The sequence below is a fragment of the Streptomyces sp. NPDC021225 genome, assembly GCF_044332865.1.
GTDB lineage: Bacteria > Actinomycetota > Actinomycetes > Streptomycetales > Streptomycetaceae > Streptomyces.
This window is the reverse complement of the sequence record NZ_JBIRPV010000001.1, coordinates 50313-64336: the sequence shown is the minus strand read 5'-3', so window position 1 is coordinate 64336 and position 14024 is coordinate 50313. Positions and strand designations below refer to the sequence as shown.

The 14024-nt window shown below is 74.3% G+C and carries 9 protein-coding genes; 2 read left to right on the top strand and 7 right to left on the bottom strand.

The window, feature by feature from the left end:
- The 3 genes from ACH4S9_RS00230 to ftsE form a co-directional block, all read right to left on the bottom strand.
- The gene (locus ACH4S9_RS00230) at positions 1–1203 is read right to left on the bottom strand and encodes a S41 family peptidase (RefSeq protein WP_398368858.1); all 1203 of its coding nucleotides are present in this window, start codon (positions 1201–1203) and stop codon (positions 1–3) included.
- Positions 1204–1271: 68 nt separating this feature from the next.
- Positions 1272–2183 (bottom strand): permease-like cell division protein FtsX, encoded by a 912-nt coding sequence (gene ftsX, locus ACH4S9_RS00225; protein ID WP_311727415.1) that lies wholly within the window; start codon positions 2181–2183, stop codon positions 1272–1274.
- 9 nt (positions 2184–2192) lie between these two features.
- Positions 2193–2882 (bottom strand): cell division ATP-binding protein FtsE, encoded by a 690-nt coding sequence (gene ftsE, locus ACH4S9_RS00220; protein WP_311727417.1) that lies wholly within the window; start codon positions 2880–2882, stop codon positions 2193–2195.
- Positions 2883–3211: 329 nt separating this feature from the next.
- On the opposite strand from ftsE, the gene ACH4S9_RS00215 reads away from it, so the two are divergent.
- A complete protein-coding gene (locus tag ACH4S9_RS00215) occupies positions 3212–3406 on the top strand; it encodes a hypothetical protein (RefSeq protein ID WP_311727419.1) in 195 nt (64 codons plus the stop codon).
- A gap of 150 nt (positions 3407–3556) precedes the next feature.
- On the opposite strand, the gene ACH4S9_RS00210 is transcribed toward ACH4S9_RS00215, so the two are convergent.
- The 4 genes from ACH4S9_RS00210 to ACH4S9_RS00195 form a co-directional block, all read right to left on the bottom strand.
- Complete coding sequence (locus tag ACH4S9_RS00210) at positions 3557–4219, bottom strand: LPXTG cell wall anchor domain-containing protein (protein ID WP_398368855.1); 663 nt, start codon at positions 4217–4219, stop codon at positions 3557–3559.
- 408 nt (positions 4220–4627) lie between these two features.
- Positions 4628–5734: a peptide chain release factor 2 gene (gene prfB / locus ACH4S9_RS00205; protein ID WP_311727421.1), complete on the bottom strand. Its 1107-nt coding sequence runs from the start codon at positions 5732–5734 to the stop codon at positions 4628–4630.
- A 61-nt stretch (positions 5735–5795) separates the two neighbouring features.
- Positions 5796–7124 (bottom strand): serine/threonine-protein kinase, encoded by a 1329-nt coding sequence (locus ACH4S9_RS00200; RefSeq protein WP_385340241.1) that lies wholly within the window; start codon positions 7122–7124, stop codon positions 5796–5798.
- Between the two features lie 309 nt (positions 7125–7433).
- Positions 7434–9179, bottom strand: a complete 1746-nt coding sequence (locus tag ACH4S9_RS00195) for a serine/threonine-protein kinase (RefSeq protein ID WP_398370465.1) — start codon at positions 9177–9179, stop codon at positions 7434–7436.
- 529 nt (positions 9180–9708) lie between these two features.
- Here ACH4S9_RS00195 and ACH4S9_RS00190 point away from each other — a divergent pair.
- Positions 9709–13803 (top strand): FHA domain-containing protein, encoded by a 4095-nt coding sequence (locus ACH4S9_RS00190; RefSeq protein WP_398368852.1) that lies wholly within the window; start codon positions 9709–9711, stop codon positions 13801–13803.
- Positions 13804–14024 lie beyond the last annotated feature (221 nt).

The window sequence follows — 14024 nt, the reverse complement described above, 5'->3', positions numbered from 1 at the left end:
CTAAGCCCCGCCTCCGAGGCCACTCAATACTGTCCGCGCGCGCGTTTCGGCGCCCCGCGAGTCGTCGTCGCCGACGGACAGGTCGGGGGTGATCCCCTTGCCGTCGACGCTACGCCCCGCGGGGGTGCGGTAGTGGCCGACGGTGAGCTCGGCGACCGAGCCGTCGGGGAGCTCGCTGGGCATCTGGACGGACCCCTTGCCGAAGGTCCGGGAGCCGACGACCACGGCCCGGCGGCGGTCCTGAAGCGCGCCGGTGAGCATCTCGGCGGCGCTCATGGTGCCGCCGTCGACGAGGACGACGAGGGGGGAGTCGGTGTCGCCGCCCCGGTGGGCCTCCAGCACCCGCTGTTCCCCCCGGACGTCGTAGGTGGCGATCAGGCCGCCGTCCAGGAAGGAGGAGGCGGTGGTGGCGGCCTCGGAGACCAGGCCGCCGGAGTTGCCGCGCAGGTCGAGCAGGATCCCCTCACCCTCGGGGATGGCCCGCACCTCGCGGCGGACCCGCTCGCCCGCGCCTCTGGTGAAGGCGTCGACCTTGATCCGGACGGCGGCGGGGTGCTGGTCGGTGAGGCGGTCGACGGTCACCGGTTCGGTGGCCAGCCGCGCCCGCCACAGGGTCTGCCGCCAGCTGTGCTCGCCGCGCCGCAGCCCGACCTCGACCCGGCTGCCCACGGTGTCGTCCGCGCCACCGCGCAGCCAGGAGACCACCTCGGTGACCGGGCGGCCGGTCACCGACCGGCCGTCCACGGCGCGCAGCCGGTCGCCGGCCCGGATCCCGGCCTTCTGGGCGGGGCTGCCGGGCTGGACGCGGTCCACCTCGATCGCCCCGCCCCGCCCCGCGCGGGCGGAGATCCCCACGCCCACGTACTCGCCGTCCAGATTCCGGCGGAAGCCCTCGTACTCGCGGGCGCTGTAGACCGCGCCCCATCGGTCGCCGCTGCGGCTGACCACCTCCCGGGCGGCCTCGGAGCCGGACTCGCCGTCCTCCTCGGCCTCCGCCGCGGCCGCCTTGACCTCGGCGCTCTCGACGGTGCTCGACACGGAGCGGGACGGTATCCGGGCGGCGGCCGGGTCCCGGCCGTCCTCGGCCTCGGCACCCCAGGAGCCGACGGCGGCCCCGGTGGCCAGCACACTCACAAACACCACAGTCAGGGTTGCCCCACGGCGAATGCGGCGGGGCCGGACGAACAAACACGGGCCCGACATGCCGGTGAGTGTAGGGCAACGCGGGGCGCCGTACCGGGGGTTGTGAGGTACGGCGCCCTGGACGAATGTCACACCTTGAGGTACTTGCGGAGCGCGAAGAACGCCGCGAGGGCGGGCATCAGCAGCCCGATCGCCAGCACCAGCGGCAGCTTGGCCAGCACCGCGTCGCCGCCGATGAAGTTGATCACCTTGATCTGGCCGGCCAGCCAGTTCTTGACCAGGAAGTAGTAGCCGCCCACCAGCAGCACACAGGCGAAACCCGCGCCCAGCAGGCCCGCGAGGGCCGCCTCCAGGATGAACGGCATCTGGATGTAGAAGCTGGACGCGCCGACCAGCCGCATGATCCCGGTCTCCCGGCGGCGGGAGAAGGCCGACACCCGCACCGTGTTGACGATCAGCATCAGCGCGACGATCAGCATCAGCGACATCACCCCCAGCGCCGCGTAGTTCATGCCGTTGAGGAGGTTGAAGAGGTCGTCGACCACTTCCTTCTGGTCCTGCACCTCCTGCACCCCGGGGCGGCCGGCGAAGGCGGTGGTGATCACCTTGTACTTCTCGGGGTCCTTGAGCTTGATCCGGAAGGACTCCTGCATCTGGTCCGCGGTCAGCGAGGCGGCCAGCGGCGAGTCGGCGAACTCCTCCTGGTAGTGCTCGAACGCCTCTTTCGACGTCTCGAAATCGACGCTCTCGACGATGCTCATCTGCTTGAGCTCGGAGCGGATCTCGGCCTTCTGCGCGTCGGTGACCTCGCCCTTCGAGCAGTTGGGCGTGGTCTCCTTGTCCTGCTTGTTGCACAGGAAGATGGAGACGTTGACCTTGTCGTACCAGTAACCCTTCATCGTGCTCACCTGCTCGCGCATGAGCAGGGACCCACCGAACAGGGCGAGCGAGAGCGCGACGGAGACGATCACCGCGAAGGTCATGGTCAGATTGCGGCGGAGACCGACGCCGATCTCCGACAGGACGAACTGGGCGCGCATGGCGTCCTTTCAGTGCTGGTAGCCGTAAACGCCGCGGGACTGGTCGCGCACGAGACGGCCCTTTTCAAGTTCGATCACGCGCTTGCGCATCTGGTCGACGATCTGCTGATCGTGCGTGGCCATCACGACCGTGGTCCCGGTCCGGTTGATCCGGTCCAGCAGCTTCATGATGCCGACGGAAGTCTGCGGGTCCAGGTTTCCGGTCGGCTCGTCCGCGATCAGCAGCATCGGCCGGTTGACGAACGCGCGGGCGATGGCGACCCGCTGCTGCTCACCACCGGAGAGCTCCCCGGGCATGCGGTCCTGCTTTCCGCCCAGTCCCACCAGGTCCAGCACCTCGGGGACGGTCTTACGGATGGCAGCGCGCGGCTTGCCGATCACCTCCAGTGCGAAGGCCACATTCTCGCCCACCGTCTTGTTGGGGAGCAGCCGGAAATCCTGGAAGACCGTGCCCAGCTGGCGGCGCATCTGCGGCACCTTCCAGTTGGAGAGCCTCGCAAGGTCCTTGCCCAGCACATGGACCGCGCCGTGGCTGGCCCGCTCCTCACGCAGCAACAGACGGAGAAAGGTGGATTTACCCGACCCCGAGGAGCCCACCAAGAAGACGAACTCCCCCTTCTCGATCTCGAGCGAAACATCCCGGAGTGCAGGACGGTTCTGCTTGGGGTAGGTCTTGGTTACGTTGTCGAATCGGATCACTGAAGCACCACGGTCGACCTGGATAGGGGTACGGGTGGCCGCTCGGCGGCTCCCGTCGGTGTGCGTGACCATACGCGAACCGCGCACGACCTCGCAGTCGCCGTTCGGGGTTGGTGCGCTGATTCACGGCACTATTGGGGGCAAACGGTTGACAACCCTCCCGCTGAGCTGTCCGAAACAGCTACGGAACCGGTACGGATGCGGTACGGAACCGTGCGGGGCGCGCCGAACCGGGCGGAAGCTGGCACAGTGGAAGGGGAACCAACACATTTTCCAGAGCGTTGGCCCCGTGTCTACTGCGGCATCGCCGCGCGGGAGGAGAAGAGCGCATGACGTATGACAGGCTTGTCTGCGCCAACTGCGCGAGCCCCGTCAGCGAGGGCCGCTGCCCGGTCTGCCGGGCCAGCAGAGAGCGCATGCAGCAGGAGGGCCCCTTCGGCGGGGTGACGCCGGCCGCCCTGATAGCGCTGCTGGTCGCGCTGATCGCCGTGGCCCTGCTCGCCCACCAGGTGGCCGCGGCATAACGGATCGTAGCGACTCGCGCGGCGCGTCTCACACTGTGTGACGACCGCGTGGTCGTGGCGTGCCCGAGAAGCCGTGTGCCGAACAACACAGACACGCACGAGGGGCCCGGAGTGACGCCGCACTCCGGGCCCCTGGTGTGTGTGATCCGATCAGGCCACGGTGTTGCGGTTGACCAGACGCGGCATGAGGCGGAAGCCGATGCCGCCCGCGATCATCGTCGCGGCGCCGATCAGCAGGAAGGTGGTCTCGGAGGCACCGGTCTCGGCCAGCTCCTCCTTGGGCTTGCTCTGCTCGACCGGCTTGGCGCCGGCGCTGTCGGTGTCGGTGTTGTCCTGGCAGTCGGTGCCGTCGAGCTCCACCGTGCAGGTGTTGGAGTCGTCGCTGCCGCCACCGCCACCGCCGTTGCCGCCGGGCGACTGGGTCGGCTCGGGCGTCGGCTTGCCGGTCGGCTTACCGGTCGGCTCACCGGTGGGCTCGCCCGTCGGGTCGCTCGTGGGCGGGGTGGTGGTCGGGTCGTCCGTCGGGTCGCTCGTCGGCGGATTCGTGGTCGGGTCGTCCGTCGGGTCGCTCGTGGGCGGGTTGGTCGTCGGGTCGTCCGTCGGCTCGGGGATCGACGTCGGGTCGTCGGTCGGGTCCCCGGTCGGGTCCTCGGTCGGGTCGTCCGCGCCGACGGTGACCGAAGCCTCCACGCCGCCGATACCGACGTCGATGCCCACGGCCGATGCGGCACCGGCCGCCGTCAGCGACGCGCCCGCGGCGATCACGGCGCCGGCCGCGATCCGCGCGACGCGCAGCCGCGTCTTCTTCGTCATCTGCCTGCTACCCCCAGTAGCTGTACTCGTCGATGGAGCAGCTATGCACGGAACAACGCTCTGCGGGGAGTTCTGATCCACGGGACCGGCCAGACAAGGCGATCCGCACGCCCCCCATTCACACGCGCCCCAGCACATACGCATGCCGCGCGTCAGCTTTCCCACTTTTCATATGACCGTCAAGGTCATTGCGCACAAGATGTCCGCTATGGAGGTGGTTGGCGGATGCATGGGTACAGGACTGTGACCAATTGACGGTCAAGCCAGGGACGAACGGCCGTCAGGCGGCGGGCGAAGGGGAAGCGCGGCGAGGAGGGTTACTTCTGCTGCTCCTGCTGCTTGCGCCAGCGGATCCCCGCTTCGAGGCTGTGTTTGTCGTTTCTCTCGCAGGGGATCCGCACGGTCGAGTTACTTCTGCTGCTGCTTGCGCCAGCGGATCCCCGCTTCGAGAAATCCGTCCAGCTCGCCGTCGAGGACCGCCTGGGGGTTGCCGACCTCGTACTCCGTCCGCAGGTCCTTGACCATCTGGTACGGGTGGAGGACGTACGAACGCATCTGGTTGCCCCAGGAATTGCCGCCGTCGCCCTTGAGCGCGTCCATCCTGGCCTGCTCCTCCTGGCGGCGCCGCTCGAGCAGCTTGGCCTGGAGCACGTTCATCGCGGTCGCCTTGTTCTGGATCTGCGAGCGCTCGTTCTGGCAGGAGACCACGATGCCGGTCGGGATGTGGGTCAAGCGCACCGCGGAGTCCGTGGTGTTGACGCCCTGGCCGCCGGGGCCCGAGGAGCGGTAGACGTCGACGCGCAGCTCGGACTCGTCGATCTCGATGTGGTCGGTCTGCTCGACCACGGGCAGCACCTCGACGCCCGCGAAGGACGTCTGACGGCGGCCCTGGTTGTCGAACGGCGAGATGCGCACCAGACGGTGGGTGCCCTGCTCGACGGAGAGGGTGCCGTACGCGTACGGGATCTGGACGGCGAAGGTGGTCGACTTGATGCCGGCCTCTTCCGCGTACGACGTCTCGTAAACCTCGGTCTTGTAGCCATGGCGCTCGGCCCAGCGCAGATACATCCGCTGGAGCTGCTCGGCGAAGTCCGCGGCGTCCACGCCACCCGCCTCGGCCCGGATGTTGACGAGCGCCTCACGGGAGTCGTACTCGCCGGACAGGAGGGTGCGCACCTCCATCTCGTCGACCGCCTTGCGCACCGACTCCAGCTCGGCGGCGGCCTCGGCGCGGGCGTCGGCGTCGTCCTCGGCGTCGGCGAGCTCGAAGAGCACTTCGAGGTCGTCGATGCGGCCGCGGAGCTCCTCCGCCCTGCGCAGGTGGCCCTGGAGATAGGACAGCTTGCTGGTGATCTTCTGCGCGCTCTCCGGGTCGTCCCACAGGGAGGGGGCCGCCGCCTGCTCCTCGAGCACGGCGATGTCGGCCCTCATCTTGTCGAGGTCCAGGACGGCCTCGATCGACCCCATGGTCGAGGAGAGGGACTTCAGCTCTTCGGATACATCGACGACTGCCACGGGACCAGCGTAACCGGACGGGCGGGCGACCGGGCCCACGGGCGCCCGACCGCCCCGGTCCTCAGCGGCTGCCGGAGTCCGCCGGGGCCGAGTGCTCGCCGCCCTTCGGCTGCTCCTCGCTCTCGTCGCCGCCGGAGGCGAGCCAGCCGCCGATCCCCACCGCGGCCAGCAGCGCGCCCGCGACCACGGCGAGCCTGACCCGGCGGCGGCGCACCGCCTCCGACACCGGCCGGTTGCGGGCCGAGCCCGCGCGGCGCTGGCCGCTGACCCGGGGGGCGCGCGCCGTGCCGTGCGGGCCCCCGGCGAGCTCGTCCGCGCTGGGCACCCGCATGCTGGTGTGCGTCTCGCGGCTGGAGTCGGGCACCGCCCCGGGCACCAGCGGCACCGCGCCGCGGCGCCGCTGCGGCTTCTCGGCGGCCGGGACGCGGCGCGGGGTCGGCGCCTCGTCGTACCGGCCCTCCGGCTCGGCCCCGGACTCGTCGGGCTCGTCGATGTCCAGCGGCGGGTAGCCGGCCAGCGACGGCAGCACCTCGCGCAGCCGGGCCGCCAGCTCGGAGGCGCGCAGCCGGGAGGCGGGCGCCTTGGCGAGGCACTGGACCAGCAGCTGCCACAGCTCGTCGGGGATGCCGGGCAGCGGCGCGACGGTCTCCGTCACATGGCGGCGCAGGATCGCGCCGGGGTGGCCGCCGCCGAAGGGGGTGAAGCCCGCCAGGAGCTCGTACAGGACCGTGGCGAGGGCGTACACATCGACGCTCGCCCGCGGCGGCAGCCCCTCGACGATCTCGGGGGCGAGATAGTCCGGGGTGCCTATCACGCTGCGCGGGTTCGGCGAGCGTCCCTGGGCGCCGCCCTGCGGGCGTCCCTGGGCGGTGCCCTGCGAGCGCGCCCGGCGCGGCGCGTCCACCAGGCGGGCCACGCCGAAGTCGGTCAGCAGGGCCGGGTGGGAGCCGCCGGGTCCCAGCGGGCCCTGCATGTCCAGCAGGACGTTCTCCGGCTTGACGTCGCGGTGCACGATCCCGGCCGCGTGGGCCGCGGCCAGGGCGTCGGCGATGTCCGCCGCGATGGCGACGGCCGCCTCGGGGGCCAGCCGCCGCTCGCGGTCGAGCCGGGTGCGCAGGTCGGTGCCGCGCACCAGGTCCATGACCAGGGCCAGGTCGTTGCCGTCGACGACGAGGTCGCGCACGCCGACCACCCGGGGGTGGTCCAGGCTCAGCAGCGCGGTGCGCTCCTGGACGAAGCGGCCGACGAGCTCCTGGTCGGAGGAGAGTTCCTCGTGCAGCAGCTTGATGGCGACCGGGCCCTCGGGACCCTCGCCCAGCCACACCGTCCCGGCACTGCCGCGGCCAAGGACCTGGTTGGCGGTGTACCGGCTGCCGATCTTCCGTGACAAGACTGCTCCGAATCCTTCGACAGGGGGCACGTTGGCGACAAAGCTACGCGGCTACCGGCGCGTTGGGTGCCATGGACAGCGCCAACTGTCACTTCTGTGCGGAAAACACCCCTCGGATGTCGACAAATCCCCTTAGTCGCGAGGGGCGTTGGCGGCCGCGGCCCGCCGAGGGTGGGCACGGGGCGGCCGAGCAGCTCGGACCGCCCCGGGGCGGCCGGGGGCGCCCCGGAAGCGGCTGAGGGCGCCCCGGCCTGCCGGGGCGCCCGGGCAGAGCGCGGGGCCGTCAGGGGCGGCCGGCGGCGCCGGGGATCAGCTGGGGCCGCCGAGGCCGGCGATCCAGTCCTTCACGTCGGTGATCCAGCCGGTGACCGCGTCCCAGTAGCTCTTGCCCTCGGCGATCCAGTCCTTGAGCGGGGTCAGCTCCCAGACCAGCCAGGAACCCACGATCAGGATCACGATCACGAACAGACAGCCCTTGAGGCACCCCATGCCGGGGATCTTCATCGGGCTGGAGCTGCGCTGCCGGGGCTGGCGCGGCTCGGGCTGCTGCGGCTGCGGGGGCGGCGCGTAGTGCTGGGGCTGCGGCTGCTGGGGGTGGTGCGGCGCCGGGGCGTAGCCCTGGGGCTGCTGCTGGGCGTACGGCTGCGGCTGCTGCTGACGCCGCTGCTGCCGGCGCGGCGGCTGCTGGGGCGGCTGCTGGGGCTGGTATTGCTGCGGCTGGTACTGCTGGGGCTGCTGATACTGCTGCGGCGGCTGCGGAGCGGGGCGGCGCTGCGGGCGGCGGCGCAGCGGGTCCTCGCTCGGGTCGAGGTACTGGACCTGCGTCTGGTCGTTGCGGTCCCGCGCCGCGCGCAGCTGGCTCTGCCAGGGGTGCGGCTGGTCGTCTCCCGGGCCCTGGCCGCCGGGCGGCACGGGCGGCATCGCGCGGGTCGGGTCGGCGCCGCCGGCCGGGCCGGAGCCCGCGGGCAGCACCTGGGTGGGGTCGGCGCTCGGGCCGCCCCCGGGGCCGCCGGTCTGCGGCAGCACGCTGGTGGCCGCCGCGGGGTCGTACCCGCCGGCGCCGGGGCCCGCGTTGGACGGCAGCACCTGGGTCGGGTCGGCGGCACCCGCGGGGTCGGTGTCGGGCACCGGGGCGGGCGCCGGGTCCGGGGCGAGCAGCGCGCCAACGCCGAGTGCGGCCTCGGCCTGCGCGGGCGAGGCGTGCACCCCGACGCCCGCGGCGACCACGCGCAGCGCGCGGGCCAGGTTCTCGGCGCTGGGCCGGTCCTCCGGGCTCTTGCGCAGACAGCGCTCTATGACCGTCCACAGCGGCTCGGGCACGGTGGTGGGGCGGCGCGGCTCCTCGCTCAGATGCCGGTGCAGCACCTCGAGCGCGGTGTTGCCCGCGAACGGCGGACGGCCGGTGACCAGCTCGTACAGCATGATCCCGGCGCCGTAGATGTCCACCGCGGAGGTCTGCGGGCGGCCCTCGGCGGACTCCGGCGCCACATAGGCGGGCGTGCCGACGAACTCATGGGTGCGGGTGAGGCCGGGCGAGTCCGCGAGGCGCGCGATGCCGAAGTCGGTCAGCATCGGGTGCATCTCCTCGCCCTCGCCCGTGCCGGCCAGCAGCACGTTGGCGGGTTTGAGGTCGCGGTGCACCACGCCGTCCGCGTGGCTGGCGGCGAGCGCGTCGGCGATCTGCGCCATCAGCAGGGCGCCGGCCACGGGGGTGAACGGGCCGTTGCCACGCAGGTAGTTGTGCAGGTCCGGGCCGTCGATCAGGTCCATGACCAGGGCGAGCAGATCACCCTCGACGACCAGGTCGCGGGTGCGCACGATGTTGGGGTGGGTGAGCCGGAGCAGCACGGAGCGCTCGCGCAGAAAGCGCATCACGATCTCCGCGTCGTTCGCGAGCTCCTCCTTGAGGACCTTGATCGCGACGGTCTCGCCGGGCTGACCGGCCACGGCGGCCTCGGAGCCCGCCGCCTCCCGCTGGCGGGCTCGCCAGACGGTGCCCGTGGCTCCGCGTCCGAGCGGCTCCTCGAGCAGGTACTTGCTGCCTACCGGCCGCACGTCATGCGCTCCCTGGTCGTGGTCCATGTTGTTTGCGTTGTTTGCGTTGTCCGCGTCCTGCCGACTGCTGGTTCGCGTCGCCGGCATCGCCTGCGTCCGCCCCACTGTAGTGGGGCCCTGTGACATGCCGCAGTGATCTCCGTACGAGCCGCGCATGCACCGCGGACGTGCCGCGCGCATGGCTCGGAGTGCTCAGCTTGCCGAGAAGACGCACGATCCGGACAGATGGTTGCCAAGCGCCGGAACGATCTACGCCGTCTGGCGACAGAAGGACACCTACTCCGATCACAATCGACCAGTTTCGGCCAGTCAGTCGAGCAATCAAGATCACGAAAGGGCGGTCGCCGGGCGGGATGTCCGCGGCAAGTGCGAGGATGCACGCAGCACGGAAGCGGCGGGGAGCCTGGGGGGACCCGCGCGCCGTGCCCGTACACCCGTACGGACCTTGTACGTGCCGACGCGCCTGGGGGCGGTGGGGGAAGCGGCAGCCCCTGCCCGGCCCCTCGGAGAGAAGGGACCGTTGACGGCTATGCAGATTCGGCTGACCGTCCTCGGGCCGCGCAGCGCCCACCCGGGCCGTCCGGGCCAGCCCGCGCCCGGCCACGTCCACGCCGGGCCCTGCGCCGTGGACGTGCTGATCACCGCCCCGGCCGGCACGGCCCTCGCCTCGGTGACCGGCGGCCTGGCCGCCGCCCTCGCCGCCGCCGGCTGCGACACGGGCGGCGGCAGCGGCGCCGCCGTGCTGTACGCGGGGGCGGAGCGGCTCGACGCACAGCGCTGCGCCCTCGGCGAGCCGCCCCTGGTGGACGGCGCGGTCCTGGCGCTCAACACCCCCGCCGACCCCGATCGCTACCCCGGCTACCCGGGCCTGCCGGAGGCCGCCGCGCCGGACGCGGCCGTCCGGCTCGACGTGGTGGCCGGGCCCGACGCGGGCGGCGTCCATCTGCTGCACGGCGGCCAGGTCCGCATCGGCCGCTCCGCCGAGGCGGACGTCCCCCTCGACGACCCCGACGTCTCCCGCATCCACTGCGCGGTGACGGTCGCCGACGACGGCCGGGTCACCATCGCCGACCTCGGCTCGACCAACGGCACCGCGGTCGACGGCGCCCCCGTCGGCCCCCGCGCCGTCCCCCTGCCGCCCGAGGCCCTGCTGCGCATCGGCGAGTCCGCCCTCCGGCTGCGCGCCCCGGGCCCCTCCACCGCACCGCCGGAGCGCCTCCCGGCCCACCCGGACGGCGAGGGCCATCTGCGGGTCACCCCCCAGCCCCCGGCGCCGCCCTCCCCCGGCCCCGCCCCGGCCGCCACCACCACGGGCCAGGGCGACTGGCTCCCGGGCGGGGGCCCGGCCGCGCGGCGCGGGGGCGTCCCCCAGGTGCCGGAGGACCACGGCTCGACGGCGGCGTACGGCGAGCCGTACGCCGACCAGGGCAGCCGGAACCACGCCGGGCACCCCGCGCCGGGCGGCGCCCCGGCCGCGCGCGGCGCGGGAGGCGGGTGGCGCGCCGACGACCACGCCCTGCCGGGGACGGACGAGAACCCGACGCACTACGGCGCCTCCGGGTTGAGCCAGGGGCCCTGGGCCGCCACCGGCGCGGCCGGCGCGGGTGCGGCGTGGGCGGAGGACGCTCCGGGGCACGGCCGGGCCGACGAACCGGCGCGGCCGGGCGCGGGAGCCCCCGGCGGACCGGCAGCGGGCGGCGGCGCGGACCATACGCACGCGGGAGCACCCGGCGGGCAGCCGGGCGGGCTTCCGGGCGGCTATGACGTGGCCGGGGCACAGGTGCGGCGCCGGGGCGGGATAGGCGCCTGGGCGCGGCGGCTGGCCTCGGGGCTCGGCGCCGGTGAGCGGGACGAGGCGGACGGCGCGGAGCCGGGCGGCGATGTCGCCGGGCAGGCCGCCGCCGAAGCCGCCGCGCTGCACCGGCGGTGGCCCGATCCCGCCGCCGTGCTGATGACGGCGCTCGGCCCGGGCCCGCGCCTGTGGGAGCGCGACCCGGCGCACCCGGACGCGCTGACCGTGCGGCTGGGGTCGACCGACCGGCCCGCCGTGGGCGGCGGACTGCTGCCCGTCGCGCCCGTGACCGTCGATCTGCGGGAGGCGGGCTCGCTGGGCCTGGCCGGCCCGCGCGCCCGGCTGGCCGGGCTCGCCCGCTCCGTCGTCGCGCAGCTGGCGGCGCTGCACTCGCCCACCGCGCTGGAGATCGTCCTGGTCAGCACGGACCACCGGCGCGCCGTCGCGGAGCGGCTCGCGGAGTGGTCGTGGCTCGGCTGGCTGCCCCATGCGCAGCCGCTGCGCGGGCAGGACTGCCGGCTGCTGCTGGCCTTCGACCCGGAGCAGGCCACGGCCCGTACGAACGAGCTGGTGCGGCGGCTGGAGGACGGCCGGCCGGGGCCGGGCTGGGCCACCGCGTCCCCGGCGGCCGTGGCCGCCGCCGCGGCCCGGCACTCCGGCCCGTACACGCTGGTCGTCGTGGACGGCGACCCCGGCCCGGCGGCGCTGCGCGAGACGCTCGCGGCCCTGGCACTGGGCGGCCCGGCGGGCGGCGTCCATCTGCTGTCCCTGGTGGAGGCGCCCGCCGCCTCTCCCACGTCCCCGCTGCCGGCGAGCTATGGGGCGGCCCGTTCCGCGTCCCCGGTGTTCGCCGCGTGCGGGGTGGCGGCGCTGCTCAGCGGCGATGTCGCCACGGGGCTCCAGATCGTGCGCCGCGGCGGCCAGGACGGGGCCGCGGGCGCGGTGGCGACCGTGGACGCGGTGTCGGCGGCGTGGGCCGAGCGGTTCGCGCGGGCCCTGGCGCCCCTGCGCCCGGCCGACTCCGCGGTGGACGGCGGCGGCTCCGGCCGCGCGGCGGCCGCTCCGCTGCCGCGTACGTCGCGGCTGCTGGACGAGTTGGGGCTGGCCCGGGCCACGCCCGCGTCCCTGCTGGCGCGTTGGGCGGCCGCGGCCGACGAGGTCCCGGCCGGCGGCCAGGCCCTGGCCGTGCTCGGCGCGGGCCCGCGCGGCCCGCTCGTCGTCGACCTGGTGGCCGACGGCCCGCATCTGCTGATCGGCGGCGGGCCCGGCACCGGCAAGACCGAGCTGCTGCGGTCGCTCGCCGCCTCGCTCGCGGCCGCCGAGCGCCCGGACCGCCTCGGGCTCGTGCTCGTCGACGGCGGGGGCGCGGAGCGCGGCGAGGGGCTGCGGGTGTGCACGGACCTGCCGCAGGTCTCGACGTATCTGGCGGCCTCCGACCCGGTGCGGATGCGGGAGTTCGCCCAGGCGCTCAGCTCGGAGCTCAAGCAGCGCGCGGAGCTGCTGGGCGACCAGGACTTCGTCACCTGGCACGCCCAGCGCCCCGCCACGCCCGCCTGGACCACGGGCGGCGACGCGGGGAGCGTGGGCGTGAGCGCCGCCTCGGCGCGGAGCGCGGGCGGCGTCGGCGCGCAGCGGCCCGGCGGCGCGCGCCCGAGCACCGCGGCGGACCCCGCCGCGGGCGGCGGTACGGCCAGGCGCCCCGACACCCCGGACCGGAGCACGGGCGAGCGTCCGAGCACCGGCGACGCCTCGGCCCGCGGTGCGGGCGGACGTGCGGGAATCGGCAACGACGGCAGTACGGCCCACCGCCCGGACGCCCCGGACCGGAGCACGGGCTACGCCCCCGTGCGCGGGGCGGGCGAGCGTCCGAGCACCGACGGCGGCACGGCCCGCCACTCCGACGCCGAGGCCCGGAACGCGGGCTACGCGCCGGGACGCGGCACAGGCGCGCGTCCGAGCGTCGACGACACCTCAGCCCGCGGCGCGAGCAGTCGCGCGGGCGGCGGCACGTACGCGGGCACCGACGGCGGAGGCGCGGGCGGTCGTACAGCCGTGAGTGACGCCTCGGCCGCCCGGGGCATGAGCGGCGGCAGCGGACACGCGGACTCGCCGGGTACCGGCGGCACCCCGGCGGGGGACGTGAGCGGCGCGCGAGTGGTCGCGCCGCGGCGGGCGGGGGATCTCGACGCCCCCGCCTCCGGCAGCACCCTGCGGCTGCGGACGACCCAACCCGGCAGGGAAGACGCGGCAGCGGCCGCGCTGCCCCGGCTCGTCGTCCTCGTCGACGACTTCGACGCACTGGTCGCCCCCGCCCTGGGCAGCACCGGCCGGCCGGCAGCCGGGTCGGTCGTCCGGGCGCTGGAGGCGGTCGCCCGCGACGGCGCGCGCCTGGGGGTGCATCTGATCGCCGCCTCCGGCCGCCCGGACCGTACGGCGGACACGGCGGCGGCCGAGCGGGCCGGGCTGTGGATCACCCTGGAGGCCCGCCCGCTGTCGCCCTCGGCGCCCGGAGCGCTCACCGGCTCCGGCGCCGACTCGGGCGCCGGCTCCGGGGCGGCGGAGGCGGCCATCGGCCGCGGGCAGCTGCACCGGCGGCGCGACGACAGCGCGCCCACGCCGTTCCAGGCGGGCCGGGTGACCGGGCGGATACCTCGTACGGCGACGCAGCGCCCCACCGCGGTGGCGGTGGACTGGGAGCGCGTGGGCGACCCGCCCGCCCGGCGCCCGGTGCGGGAGCTGGGCAACGGGCCCACGGACCTGGCCCTGCTCGCCAGCGCGCTCCAGCGCGCGGCGCAGTCGGCGGGCGCCCCCACCGCGCCCGCGCTCATCTGACCCAGCCGGGAGACCCCAGCCGGAGACCCCAGCCGGACAACCCATTCGTCCGGCCCGCTCGCCGGGCTCCCGCCTTCCGACCCGTCCGGCTTTCGGATCGATCTTCCCATCCTCCTGTCTGACCGCCCTGCCCCGTTCCCTCCTGACTGTTCATCACGGCCCGGTCACAATCGGAGAGTTACCGCAGAAAACGGTATTGCGACGGACCGTGACCGGGCGTA

Coding starts and splice junctions, on each gene's coding strand:
- ACH4S9_RS00215 (WP_311727419.1), top strand. CDS start 3,212: ATGACGTATGACAGGCTTGTCTGCGCCAACTGCGCGAGCCCCGTCAGC.
- ACH4S9_RS00230 (WP_398368858.1), bottom strand. CDS start 1,203: ATGTCGGGCCCGTGTTTGTTCGTCCGGCCCCGCCGCATTCGCCGTGGG.
- ACH4S9_RS00190 (WP_398368852.1), top strand. CDS start 9,709: ATGCAGATTCGGCTGACCGTCCTCGGGCCGCGCAGCGCCCACCCGGGC.
- ftsX (WP_311727415.1), bottom strand. CDS start 2,183: ATGCGCGCCCAGTTCGTCCTGTCGGAGATCGGCGTCGGTCTCCGCCGC.
- ACH4S9_RS00210 (WP_398368855.1), bottom strand. CDS start 4,219: ATGACGAAGAAGACGCGGCTGCGCGTCGCGCGGATCGCGGCCGGCGCC.